Annotated in this window: 12 protein-coding genes and 1 tRNA gene; 7 read left to right on the forward strand and 6 right to left on the reverse strand. The window is 66.3% G+C overall.

Annotated features, from left to right (window positions below; all coding sequences use genetic code 11):
• Window positions 1-11: 11 nt before the first annotated feature.
• The 5 genes from AC5RW2_RS27400 to AC5RW2_RS27420 all read right to left on the reverse strand — a co-directional run bounded on the left by AC5RW2_RS27400 (window position 12) and on the right by AC5RW2_RS27420 (window position 2,763).
• Window positions 12-84, reverse strand: a tRNA-Lys gene (locus tag AC5RW2_RS27400).
• Window positions 85-195: 111 nt separating this feature from the next.
• Window positions 196-1,275, reverse strand: a complete 1,080-nt coding sequence (locus tag AC5RW2_RS27405) for a PQQ-dependent sugar dehydrogenase (protein WP_493964296.1) — start codon at window positions 1,273-1,275, stop codon at window positions 196-198.
• Window positions 1,276-1,278: 3 nt separating this feature from the next.
• A complete protein-coding gene (locus AC5RW2_RS27410; RefSeq protein ID WP_493964295.1) occupies window positions 1,279-1,863 on the reverse strand; it encodes a hypothetical protein in 585 nt (194 codons plus the stop codon).
• A 168-nt stretch (window positions 1,864-2,031) separates the two neighbouring features.
• Window positions 2,032-2,460, reverse strand: coding sequence for a hypothetical protein (locus AC5RW2_RS27415; protein WP_493964294.1), 429 nt, complete (start codon window positions 2,458-2,460; stop codon window positions 2,032-2,034).
• Between the two features lie 147 nt (window positions 2,461-2,607).
• Window positions 2,608-2,763 (reverse strand): hypothetical protein, encoded by a 156-nt coding sequence (locus tag AC5RW2_RS27420; protein ID WP_493964293.1) that lies wholly within the window; start codon window positions 2,761-2,763, stop codon window positions 2,608-2,610.
• A gap of 72 nt (window positions 2,764-2,835) precedes the next feature.
• On the opposite strand from AC5RW2_RS27420, the gene AC5RW2_RS27425 reads away from it, so the two are divergent.
• Complete coding sequence (locus tag AC5RW2_RS27425) at window positions 2,836-3,753, forward strand: LysR family transcriptional regulator (protein ID WP_493949938.1); 918 nt, start codon at window positions 2,836-2,838, stop codon at window positions 3,751-3,753.
• A gap of 12 nt (window positions 3,754-3,765) precedes the next feature.
• Entirely contained in the window at window positions 3,766-4,365 is a 600-nt protein-coding gene (locus AC5RW2_RS27430; RefSeq protein WP_493964292.1) for a nucleotidyltransferase family protein, read from the forward strand.
• 248 nt (window positions 4,366-4,613) lie between these two features.
• Here the strand turns inward: AC5RW2_RS27430 and AC5RW2_RS27435 are convergent, their stop codons facing one another.
• A complete protein-coding gene (locus tag AC5RW2_RS27435) occupies window positions 4,614-5,090 on the reverse strand; it encodes a nucleoside deaminase (RefSeq protein WP_493949940.1) in 477 nt (158 codons plus the stop codon).
• 133 nt (window positions 5,091-5,223) lie between these two features.
• Between AC5RW2_RS27435 and ilvD the strand changes: the two genes are divergently transcribed.
• From ilvD to serA, 5 genes are all read left to right on the forward strand, one after another.
• Window positions 5,224-6,927 (forward strand): dihydroxy-acid dehydratase, encoded by a 1,704-nt coding sequence (gene ilvD / locus AC5RW2_RS27440; protein ID WP_493964291.1) that lies wholly within the window; start codon window positions 5,224-5,226, stop codon window positions 6,925-6,927.
• A 385-nt stretch (window positions 6,928-7,312) separates the two neighbouring features.
• Window positions 7,313-9,214, forward strand: a complete 1,902-nt coding sequence (locus AC5RW2_RS27445) for an acetolactate synthase large subunit (RefSeq protein WP_493964290.1) — start codon at window positions 7,313-7,315, stop codon at window positions 9,212-9,214.
• Between the two features lie 2 nt (window positions 9,215-9,216).
• On the forward strand, window positions 9,217-9,729 hold the full coding sequence (gene ilvN, locus AC5RW2_RS27450) for an acetolactate synthase small subunit (RefSeq protein WP_493949943.1): 513 nt from the start codon (window positions 9,217-9,219) through the stop codon (window positions 9,727-9,729).
• Between the two features lie 36 nt (window positions 9,730-9,765).
• Complete coding sequence (gene ilvC, locus AC5RW2_RS27455) at window positions 9,766-10,791, forward strand: ketol-acid reductoisomerase (protein ID WP_493949944.1); 1,026 nt, start codon at window positions 9,766-9,768, stop codon at window positions 10,789-10,791.
• A gap of 193 nt (window positions 10,792-10,984) precedes the next feature.
• Window positions 10,985-12,574, forward strand: a complete 1,590-nt coding sequence (gene serA, locus AC5RW2_RS27460; RefSeq protein WP_493964289.1) for a phosphoglycerate dehydrogenase — start codon at window positions 10,985-10,987, stop codon at window positions 12,572-12,574.
• Window positions 12,575-12,607: the final 33 nt, after the last annotated feature.

The following is a 12,607-nucleotide window of genomic DNA, read 5'->3' on the forward strand; positions in this document are numbered from 1 at the left end:
GGGCTTGTCCGTGCACCCCCCGGGACTCGAACCCGGAACCCATTGATTAAGAGTCAATTGCTCTGCCAGTTGAGCTAGAGGTGCATCTGTTCCTGAAGGTTTCAGCAGCGGTTTCCCTCTGCTTTTTCCCTCGCAACGACATGTAACTCTAGCAGGACATTTCCGCGAAAGTGAAATCGAGCGGGCCTTTGTAGCCTACTTCACAGGAATGGACAGCATCCGGTCATTGCCGGTGCCGTTGGTCAGAACCCAGAGCCCTCCGCCCGGGGCAGCAGCGACGTCGCGCAGCCGGCCGTAGGTGCCAGCGTAAAACGCCTCGGGCTCGCCGGCCTCGGTGCCGTCCAACTCCACCTTCCACAGCCGCTGGCCGCGCAACGCGGCGATCCATGCGGTGCCGTCCACCAAGGCCATGCCGCTGGGGGAAGCGTCCGCAGTGGACGGCCAGACCACTTTGGCGTCGATAAAGCGATCGTCGCCGGGAGCGCCGGTCACCTCCGGCCAACCGTAATTGCCGCCGGCTTCGATCAGGTTAAGCTCATCGTCCCGGTCCGGGCCGAACTCGGTGGCCCAGAGCCTGCCGTCCGCGTCCCAAGCCAGCCCCTGCACGTTGCGGTGGCCGTAGCTGTACACCGGGCTGTCACCGAATGGGTTCCCGGGCGCGGGGTCGCCGTCGGGAGTGACGCGAAGGATCTTGCCGCCAAGCGAGGATCGATCCTGCGACCGGGAGGAGACTGCGGCGTCACCGGTGGCGATGTAAAGGTAGCCGTCCGGGCCGAACTTGATTCTGCCTCCGTTGTGGTTCCCGGCTTTGGGGATTCCCGTCACGATGTCCCGAGGGTCGCTGAGCTGGTTGTCTTTCCAGCGGTAGCTGACCACACGGTTGTCCTCCGGCGAGGTGAGGTAGACGTAGAGCCGGGCATCGGCGTCGAAATCCGGGCTGGGCTCCAGGCCCAGCAAACCTCCCTCGCCGGTGGTTTCCAGCGGGGACTCCACAGGTACTGAGGCCACGGTTTTGCCGTCCACTACGTGCTTGATCAGGCCGGTGTTGTTCTCCGAGATGAGGGCGCTGCCGTCCGGCAGCACCGCAATGGACCAGGGCTCGTCCAGCCCGGAAGCGGCCGTGCCCACCTCCGGGGCGGACGCGGCGCTGCCGCCGGTGTTCGGGGTCCCGCTTACGCCGCCGGTGCACCCGGCCAAGACGGAGGCAAGCACCACTGCCAACCCCAGCCCGGCACATCGCAGCGGCGTGGCGCGGTTTTTCCTCTCGGCGTGCACTCGTTATCCCCTTCGCCGGTCCGGCTCGTCTCCGTTCTCAGCTGCGACGGTCGGTTCGATGACCGCTTCGCCGGCATAGCCGAGCCATTCGGTTTCATCGTAAAGCGGTTCGGCGGTGGGCGGCGATTGCTCGGCCGCGGCGTCCTCGACCTCGGCTGGCGGCGGTTCCTCGGCGCCGGCACCCTGCGAGGTGGTGGTGCCGGCCGGGGAGTCCGGCATCGTCTCTTCCACCACCATGTCTTCCTCGGTAGCCGTCTCGGGGACTTCTTCCTCGTACATGGCGTCGGCGACGTGCTCTTGCCGGTTGCCCGCGTCCCCAAGCGGCCGGTCGGCGTCGGTGTCGCGGGCCTGCCGCTCCTGGTCCCGGGCTGCAGCGGTGATATCGCCGTCGTTCTGTTGGTGGCCGGCCGTGGCCGGCTGCTGGGCTGCGCGGGGTCCACTCTCGGCGGAGGGGAGTTTGCGTTTGGTGAGGTTGGCCGGCGCGTGGGCCAGGGCTCCGGCGTCGGTGGAGTTGCGGGAGAACCGCCACCAAAGCAGGGCGGCGACGCTGGTGACGACGACGAACCCGATGGCCCATCTCCTGTCCACGGACTTCACCTTCCAGATGATGGTTATGGTGCAACTGGACCCGACGTTACGTGCGGTGGAGAACGATGTCCATAGAGCCGGCGGCCCGGTCCGGAGGACTGGCCCGTGGCTGGCCAAGGCCGGAAAATCAGCCCTGAATGCGGCTATTGAGGCCGGGGGAGCGGCAGCCTAGGCCCGGAAGATCAGCTCCGCCATGAAGCGGTGGAAGTCGGGCTGGTCCTCGGACTGGTCGATCGTGCGCCCCTCACCTGGCAGCTTGCCGTCGGCCTGCACGCCGAAGCGGAACGTCTGGCCAGTGCTGGTGCCCACTTCGTACTCACCGCCGCCCAGCTGGACGGCGTGCGACAGGTTGGTCATGTTGATGGCCACGGGGATCCCGCCGGCGGTCAGACCGGTGCCGTCAAACGGCGCGACGACCAGTTCCTGCGGCCGCCAACGGTAGCCGATCACGTAGCAGTGCCCGGTGCCGCCACCCGGTGCACCGTGCACGGTGTCACGGCGGCTGCTGCCGAAGACCAGGTTGTAGTCTCCGTAGTTGGGAATTTGGGAATCAAAGATGGCGCTGAGCGCGTCCTTGAGTTCATCGCTGGTGGGCATGGTGGCCTTCAAATCTGCGGGGATGGGCTGGGTGGACGGCGCCTGCAGTGGCGGAAGCGAGCAATGCTTTCCGCCAGCCTGGGCGCCGGACCCACAAAAAAGCGCCTGGCCCTTGTGGTGCCCGGCGCTCGATTGCGGTGGTGGAGGTCAGACGGCGTCGACCGCTTTCACCGGCATGGCCGAGTGGTCGGTCTGCCACGCGTGGCTGCGCGGTACGGGCCCGTGGTCACGGCGAACAACTACGGCGAGGCGCGCCAGGACGGCGGCTATCCCCATTACGGTCAGGGCTACTGAGACTGTCATGCCTACATTCTCGACTGCTCAGACCGTCAAGTTCAATCTAATGTTTCTTAGCACACTCTGTAGGATCGCTTTATGGACATCAGGCGGCTCCAAATTCTGCGGGAACTCGGCGACCGGGGGTCCGTCGTCGCGACAGCGGCTGCGATGAAGGTCACAGCTTCCGCAGTGTCGCAGCAGCTCAAGGTGCTGCAGGAGGAAGTGGGCGTCACACTGGTGGAAAAAGCCGGCCGGGGAGTGCGCCTGACCGAGGCCGGGCTGGCGATGGCAGCGGCTGCCTCGGACGTGTCTGCCGCGATGGAGCGGGCGCAGGCCACCGTGGACGGTTACCGCAGCGGCTGGCAGAACCAAATCCGTGCCGCGTTCTTTCCCAGCGCCGCAGAAATGTTCCTGCCGGGCTTGATGTACCGGCTGCAGGAGATCGAGGGACTGCACTTCGAACCGTGCATGGAGGATCCCTCCGTGGACGGCTTCCTGCGGCTGGCGGCTGACTATGACCTGGTGCTGGCGCACAGCCAGCAGGGCGTGGAGGCCTTCGCCCGGAGCGGCATCACCGTGTTGCCTTTGCTGGACGAACCACTGGATGTGGCCCTGCCAGTCGGGCATCCGTTGGCCCAATTCGACGCCCTCAAGCCCGAGGATGTGGTCAGCTATCCGTGGATCGGCGTGCCCCCGGGATTTCCCTTTGAACAGGTGTTGCGGCAGATCGAAGCGCGCACCGGCCGGCTGGCCAAGCGGACCACGCGCTACGCGGACCTGCGCGTCATGGAGGCCATGGTGGCCGCCGGGCACGGGCTGGCAATCGTGCCGCGCTTCACATCGCGGAAGGCGCAGACGGCCCGCGGTTTCGTGATGCGTCCGCTGGAGGGAATCCGTGCCAACCGAAGCATCGTGGTGTTGGCCCGCAGCGATGTAGCCGAACGCAGCAGCGTTCACCGGGTCATCGGCATGCTGCAGCAGGAGGCTGCCGCGATAGCCAGTCAGCAGGGCTGAGGGGCGGGCCCGATGAAGTCGCCTGTCCACGGTGTGCTGCTGGCGGCGGGCGCCGGGCGGCGGCTGGGCCGCGGGCCGAAAGCGTTGCTGGCCGGCACAGACGGGGTCCCGCTGGTTTCGAGGATCGCGGAGGTGCTCCGGCAGGGCGGCTGCGCCAGCGTGGCGGTGGTATTGGGCGCCGGCGCGGCCGAAGTGCAAACGGCCACGGACCTGGCCGGCTGCGCAGTTCTGGTCAACGAGCAGTGGAGCGAAGGGATGGCCGGCTCGTTCCGCCTCGGCGTGCAGAGCGCTCGGCCGGAGCAAGCGGTGCTGGTTGCGCTGGTGGACCAGCCCGGAATCAGCCCGGAACTGGTGGCCCGCCTGATCCACACGGGTCTGCCGGGGCGGATCATAGCCGCCGGCTACCGCGGCCCGGACGGAAAGCTGCGCCGCGGCCATCCGGTGCTCTTCGCGCCCGGCTTGGCAGCCCAGGCAGCAGAGCAGGCGACGGGCGACGCCGGTGCGCGCCCCTTCTTGTCGGCGCACCCCGAACTGGTGGAACTGGTGGACTGCTCGGACCTGTCCGACGGCGGAGACATCGACACGCCCTCTGATCTGGGCCGGCTCGGTTAGCGGCCGGCGGCCGGATCTCGGCGCGGTTGGATCTCGATGCGCCCGCAAGCGGCCTTACTCGATCACCGGGGTGCGGAGGCGGGCCGCCTTACTCGATCACCGCCCGGCCGATCCGTCAGCTTTTTCGTCAGGGCGGGGTAAATCGGTGAGGGCAGCGTCCATGGCCCCTGCCCTCACGGATTTAGCCCGCCCTCGCCGCTGGGACAGGGGGCAACTTCGGGTGCAACCTTGCTCGATCACGGCGCGGGTCAGTACTCTACTTTGTCCGGCAGCCGGTCCCAGAGTCGGAACGGGGCCAGGTAATCGGTGGTTTCGTAGCCGTCTCGGACCACGGGCATCAACTGCTTGTCGCCCTCGGGGCCGAAGTAGTCGTAGAACAAGGCATCGTCGAAGCCGGAGCTGGCGGCGTCGTCGCGGTCGGCCGCATACACAACCCGATCGATCCGCGCCCAGAGCGCAGCGGCCAGGCACATCGGACAAGGCTCGCAGCTGGAATACAGCACCGCGCCGGCCAGATTGAACCCGGTCGCCGCGGCGGCGCGGCGGATGGCCACCACTTCCGCATGCGCCGTCGGATCGTTCGTGGCGGTCACACGATTCACTCCGTCGAAGATCTGTCCGTCCCGCGTGACCACCGTGGCGCCAAAGGGGCCGCCGGACTTGCCGACGTTCTCCACGGCGATTTCAACGGCGCGGGCCAAGTACTCGTTGTTTCCGGCTTTCATGGGCGCAGACTAACAGGAGAGCGTGGCCAACACCACAGATGTGGGCGCGCCGGTGCCGCCTTGGCAACCGCGGCAAGGCACCGCCGTCGTAATATGCCCTGAACACTGCGGCGTGGGTCATAGAATCAAACCCATGAGCGCGGACGTAACCCCTGATATCAAGCCCCGTAGCCGGGTAGTCACCGATGGCATCCACGCCGCTCCGGCGCGCGGGATGTTCCGAGCAGTGGGAATGGGGGACGACGACTTTGCCAAGCCGCAAATCGGCGTCGCCAGTTCCTGGAACGAGATCACCCCCTGCAACCTGTCCCTGAACCGCCTGGCCCAGGGCGCCAAGGAAGGCGTGCACGCCGGCGGCGGCTTCCCGATGCAGTTCGGCACCATCTCCGTCTCCGACGGCATTTCCATGGGCCACGAAGGCATGCACTTCTCGCTGGTCTCCCGCGAGGTCATCGCGGACTCGGTCGAAACCGTCATGCAGGCGGAGCGGATCGACGGTTCGGTGCTGCTGGCCGGCTGCGACAAGTCCCTGCCCGGCATGCTGATGGCTGCCGCCCGGCTGGATCTGGCGTCCGTCTTCCTCTACGCCGGTTCCATCATGCCCGGCTGGGTCAAGCTTGAGGACGGCTCCGAAAAGGAAGTCACCCTCATCGACGCGTTCGAAGCCGTCGGTGCGTGCGCTGCCGGGAAGATGAGCATGGAAGACCTTACCCGCATCGAAAAGGCGATCTGTCCCGGCGAAGGTGCCTGTGGCGGCATGTACACCGCCAATACCATGGCGTGTATCGGAGAGGCGCTGGGGATGTCCCTGCCCGGCTCCGCCGCACCGCCCTCCGCCGACCGCCGTCGTGACGAATTTGCCCGCAAGTCCGGCGAGGCGGTGGTTAACCTGCTCCGTAAGGGCATCACGGCCCGCGACATCATGACCAAGAAGGCGTTCGAGAACGCGATCGCCGTCACCATGGCCTTCGGCGGCTCCACGAACGCCGTGCTGCACCTGCTGGCCATCGCCCGCGAAGCGGAGGTGGACCTGACGCTCGAGGATTTCAACCGGATCGGCGACAAGATCCCGCACCTGGGCGACCTCAAGCCGTTCGGCCGCTACGTCATGACCGACGTCGACAAGATCGGCGGCGTCCCCGTCATCATGCGCGCGCTGCTCGACGCCGGCCTGCTGCACGGCGACTGCCTGACCGTCACCGGCAAGACGGTGGCCGAGAACCTGGCCGAGATCAACCCGCCGGACGTCGACGGCAAGATCCTGCGCGCGCTGGACAACCCGATCCACAAGACCGGCGGCATCACCATCCTGCACGGCTCGATGGCTCCCGAGGGTGCCGTGGTCAAGAGCGCCGGCTTCGACGCCGATGTCTTCGAGGGCACTGCCCGCGTGTTCGAGCGTGAGCAGGGCGCGCTGGATGCGCTGGACAACGGCCAGATCAAGGCGGGTGACGTGGTGGTGATCCGCTACGAAGGCCCGAAGGGCGGTCCGGGCATGCGCGAAATGCTGGCCATCACCGGCGCGATCAAGGGTGCCGGGCTGGGCAAGGACGTGCTGCTGCTCACCGACGGCCGGTTCTCCGGCGGCACCACCGGCCTGTGCATCGGGCACGTGGCGCCGGAAGCGGTCGACGGCGGCCCGATCGCCTTTGTGCGCGACGGCGACCGGATTCGCGTGGACATCGCGGCCCGCAGCTTCGACCTGCTGGTGGACGAAGCCGAACTGGAAACCCGCCGGGTGGGCTGGGAGCCGTTGGCGCCCAAGTTCACCACCGGCGTGCTGGCCAAATACGCCAAGCTCGTGAATTCCGCCTCCACCGGCGCCTACTGCGGCTAGCCCGCGGCGGTTCAGCCATGAGTGCTGAACCACGACGGCGGGGCGAGCCGCCCGGCGCAGGCGCGCCCCGCCGTCGTACTGAGGGGAGTTGGGTTAAGTCCATCTTTTGGACTCGAATGCCCAAATAATGAGACACTGATGTCTCAGGTTGACACTGATATCTGCGTGGCAGAAACTGAAGCCATGCAAAGCGTATCCGTGGTCGTCCTTATCAAGCGCGTGGCGTAAACGCCCGTCTGGTTCGACCACGTCACGCGCTAAACCCCATCGGAGCCAACCGGCTCGACGGGGTTTTTTTATTTGCAGAAGAGCACAGGGCCTTCTTCCGCTCGCGGAGGACGGCAAGCACATCGCCAGAAACGAAAGATCCGCAAAGGAAAATCCGATGACTAAGGGATCGCCAATCAGCCCCTCGCTGATGGCCAACAAGGCGCCGGCCGCGGCCGACGCTGTCAGAACCAAAGATGTAGCTGCCTCTGTCTCTTCCGTCGTGGACGGCCTCAGCCCGGTAGTCGGGCCGAACAACATCGTGCCGCCCACGGAAATGACCGGCTCACAAGCCGTTGTCCGTTCGCTGGAAGAACTGGGCGTCGAAGACGTCTTCGGGTTGCCAGGCGGGGCTATCCTCCCCACCTACGACCCGCTCATGGATTCGGCCAAGATCAACCATGTCTTGGTCCGTCATGAACAGGGTGCAGGCCACGCCGCACAGGGTTATGCCATGGTCACCGGCCGCGCCGGGGTCTGCATTGCCACCTCCGGGCCGGGCGCCACCAACCTGGTCACCGCCATTGCCGACGCGCACATGGATTCGGTGCCGATGGTGGCGATCACCGGGCAGGTGTCCTCGGCCGTGATCGGCTCGGACGCGTTCCAGGAAGCGGACATCGTCGGCATCACCATGCCGGTCACCAAGCACTCCTACCTGGTCACCAAGGCGCAGGAGATTCCGCGCGTGCTGGCCGAAGCCTTCCACATTGCCACCACCGGCCGCCCCGGCCCGGTGCTGGTGGACATCGCCAAGGACGCCCAGCAGTCCATGATGACCTTCTCTTGGCCGCCGAAGATCGACATCCCCGGCTACCGCACGGTGGTGCGCGGTCATTCAAAGCAGGTCCGCGAGGCGGCCAAGCTGATCGCCGCGGCCGAGCGCCCGGTGTTCTACGTGGGCGGCGGTGTGATCAAGGCCCACGCCGCCCGGGAGCTGCGTGAGCTGGCCGAGCTGGTGGGCGCCCCGGTGGCCACCACGCTGATGGCCCGCGGCGTGTTCCCGGATTCGCATCCGCAGCATGTGGGCATGCCGGGCATGCACGGCTCCGTCTCCGCGGTGACCGCGCTGCAGCAGTCCGACCTGCTGATCACGCTGGGCGCCCGCTTCGACGACCGCGTCACAGGCGTGCTGAGCACGTTCGCCCCGGGTGCCAAGGTGATCCACGCGGACATCGATCCGGCGGAAATCTCCAAGAACCGCACCGCCGATGTGCCGATCGTGGGCTCCGTCAAGGAGATCATTCCGGAATTGGCCGATGCCTGCCGCGAGCGGTTCGCCGCCGAAGGCACGCCCGACCTCTCCGCATGGTGGGCCATGCTGAACCGGCTCCGCGAGACCTACCCGCTGGGCTTCGCCGAACCCGACGACGGCTTGGTGGCCCCGCAGCAGGTGATCCAGCGGATCGGCGAGCTGACCGGGCCGGAAGCCGTCTACGTTGCCGGCGTGGGCCAGCACCAGATGTGGAGCGCGCAGTTCATCAAGTACGAGCGCCCGCATGCCTGGCTGAACTCCGGCGGCCTGGGCACCATGGGCTACTCGGTGCCGGCCGCGATGGGTGCCAAGGTCGGCAACCCGGACCGCGTGGTCTGGGCCATCGACGGCGACGGCTGCTTCCAGATGACCAACCAGGAACTGGCCACCTGCCGGCTGAACAACATCCCCATCAAGGTGGCGGTGATCAACAACTCTTCGCTGGGCATGGTCCGCCAGTGGCAGACCTTGTTCTACGACGGCCGGTACTCCAACACCGACCTGAACACCGGCCACGACACCGTGCGCGTGCCGGACTTCGTCAAGATGGCGGATGCTTACGACTGCGTGGGCCTGCGCTGCGAACGGGTGGAGGACATCGACGCCACCATCCAGCAGGCACTGGCGATCAACGACCGTCCGGTGGTGATCGACTTCGTGGTCAGCCCCAACGCAATGGTGTGGCCGATGGTCCCCTCCGGCGTGAGCAACGACCTCATCCAGATTGCCCGCGACATGACCCCCGTATGGGAAGAGGAGGACTAGGCATGGCCCGCCATACCCTTTCAGTGCTGGTGGAGGACGTCCCGGGTGTGCTGACCCGCGTCGCCAGCCTCTTCGCCCGCCGCGCGTTTAACATCCATTCTTTGGCAGTCGGCCCCACGGAAGCTGACGGGTTCTCCCGCATGACCGTGGTGGTCGAGGCCGAGGGGGACCTGCTGGAGCAGGTCACCAAACAACTGAACAAGCTCGTCAACGTCATCAAGATCGTCGAGCTGGTTCCCGAAACTTCCGTGCAACGCGACCACATCCTGGTCAAGGTCCGCGCGGATGCCGCAACACGGCTGCAGGTAACCCAGGCAGCAGATCTGTTCCGTGCCTCCGTGGTCGACGTGTCCACCGACTCGTTGGTTGTGGAGGCCACCGGCACCGCCGATAAGCTCGAGGCCCTGCTTGCAGTGCTGGAGCCGTTTGGCATCCGCGAAATTGTCCAATCCGGAACGCTGGCCATTGGCCGCGGCTCCCGCTCGATGAGCGACCGCGCGCTGCGTTCCGCCTGATTCCTTTCCACGAAATACCCAACAGGAGAAACTTAAGTGACTGAGCTGTATTACGACGACGACGCCGACCTCTCGATCATCCAGGGCCGCAAGGTCGCTGTCATCGGTTACGGCAGCCAGGGCCATGCCCACGCCCTGAGCCTGCGCGATTCCGGCGTGGACGTCCGCGTTGGCCTGGCCGAGGGCTCTAAGTCCCGCGCCAAGGCCGAGGCCGAGGGGCTTAAGGTCCTCTCCGTCGCCGACGCGGCCGCCGAGGCCGATGTGATCATGATCCTCACCCCGGACCAGGTCCAGGCCAAGGTCTACGCCGAATCCATCGCGGACAAGCTCGAAGAGGGCAACGCCCTGTTCTTCGGCCACGGCTTCAACATCCGCTACGGCTTCATCAAGCCGCCGGCCAACGTCGACGTCGCCCTGGTCGCCCCCAAGGGCCCGGGCCACATCGTGCGCCGCGAGTTCGAAGCCGGCCGCGGTGTGCCGGACCTGATCGCGATCGAGCAGGACTTCACCGGCGGCGCCAAGGCGCTGGCCCTGTCCTACGCCAAGGGCATCGGCGGCACCCGCGCCGGCGTCATCGAGACGACCTTCACCGAAGAGACCGAGACCGACCTGTTCGGCGAGCAGGCAGTGCTCTGCGGCGGCGCTTCGCAGCTGGTGCAGTACGGCTTCGAGACCCTGACCGAGGCCGGCTACAAGCCGGAAATCGCCTACTTCGAGGTGCTGCACGAGCTCAAGCTGATCGTTGACCTGATGGTCGAGGGCGGCATCGCCAAGCAGCGCTGGTCCGTCTCCGACACCGCCGAGTTCGGCGACTACGTTTCCGGCCCCCGCGTGATCACCCCGGAGGTGAAGGAAAACATGAAGGCTGTCCTCGCGGACATCCAGAACGGCTCCTTCGCCAAGCGCTTCATGGACGACCAGGCCAACGGCGCCAAGGAATTCCTGGAACTGCGCCAGAAGGGTGAAGACCACCCGATCGAGGCCACCGGCCGCGAACTGCGCAAGCTGTTCTCCTGGATCAAGTCCGACGACGACTACACCGAGGGCGTCGCAGCCCGTTAGTCCCGTGCCACGGCCGGCGCCCGCTGCGGGCGCCGGCCGTCACTTTTTGGCTTCCGGTGGTTCCGGCGTTACCCGCGCCGGGTCCGCCGGTGCCGGTAACAACTGGGGGAGAAGGCCGCAGCCGTTCTAGACTGGAGGCACCCCCATCGATACGCACGGCCATCACCATGCATGCAGCGAAGGAACAACCCCTGTGGAAAAACCAGTAGTTCTCCTTGCGGAGGAACTCTCCCCAGCTACCATCGAAGCCCTCGGGCCCGACTTCGAGATCCGACAGACCGATGGAGCCGACAGGTCCCAGCTGCTGGGTGCGATTGCCGACGTCGACGCCATCCTGGTTCGCTCCGCCACCAAGGTGGACGCCGAGGCCATTGCCGCGGCCAGGAACCTGAAGATCATCGCCCGCGCCGGCGTGGGCTTGGACAACGTGGACATCAAGTCCGCCACCCAGGCCGGTGTCATGGTCGTGAACGCGCCGACCTCCAACATCATCTCCGCCGCGGAACTGACCATCGGACACATCCTGGGCCTGGCCCGCCACATCCCGTCCGCCAACGCCTCGCTCAAGGGCGGCGAGTGGAAGCGCTCCAAGTACACCGGCACCGAGCTCTACGAAAAGAAGATCGGCATCATCGGCCTGGGCCGCATCGGCGCCCTGATCGCCGCGCGGATGCAGGCTTTTGAGACCCAGATCCTGGCCTACGACCCGTACGTGACCAGCGCCCGCGCCGCCCAGCTGGGCGTTCAGCTGGTCAGCCTGGACGAACTGCTCGAGCAGTCGGATTTCATCACCATCCACATGCCGAAGACCCCGGAGACCGTGGGCATGATCGGCGCCGAGGCCTTCGAGAAGATGAAGGCCAGCGCCTACGTGGTCAACGTGGCCCGCGGCGGCCTGATTGACGAAGCCGACCTGTATGACGCGCTGAAGGAAGGCAAGATCGCCGGCGCCGCCATCGACGTCTTCGTCACCGAGCCCAGCACCGACCTGCCGTTCTTCGAGCTGGACAACGTAGTGGTCACCCCGCACCTGGGCGCCTCCACCGCTGAAGCCCAGGAAAAGGCCGGCATCTCCGTGGCCAAGTCGGTGCGCCTGGCGCTGGCCGGCGAGCTGGTGCCAGACGCCGTGAACGTCGCCGGCGGCGTGATCGCGCCGGACGTCCGCCCAGGCATCCCGCTGATCGAAAAGCTCGGTCGCATCTTCACGGCGCTGACTCACGACTCGGTGACCCAGATCGACGTCGAGGTCGCCGGCGAAATCGCCGAGTTCGACGTCAAGGCGCTGGAACTGGCCGCGCTCAAGGGTGTGTTCAAGGACGTCGTTTCGGAGCAGGTCTCCTACGTCAATGCCCCGGTACTGGCCGAACAGCGTGGCATCAACACCCGCCTGATCACCACCACCGAGTCCGAAGAGTACCGCAACGTGCTCACCATCCGCGGTGCGCTGTCCGACGGTTCGCAGATCTCCGTATCCGGAACGCTGACCGGCCCCAAGCAGATCCAGAAGATCGTGGCCATCAACGGCTACGAAGTGGAAATGGCGATCAGCGAACACGTCATCGTGTTCCTCTACGAGGACCGTCCCGGCGTCATTGGCACGCTCGGCCGGCTGCTGGGGGAGCAGGACATCAACATCGCCGGCATGCAGGTCGCCCGCAATGAGGACGTCAAGCAGGCGCTGGCCGTGCTGACCGTGGACAGCGCCCTGCCGCAGGACCTGCTGGACCAGCTCAGCGCTGAAATCGGCGCCGTGGTAGCCCGCGAAGTGGACCTGAAGGACTAACGTTTCCGACGCGCTCAAGCCCGCCCGGTCCTT

The sequence above is a fragment of the Arthrobacter sp. B0316-1-20 genome, assembly GCF_059091865.1.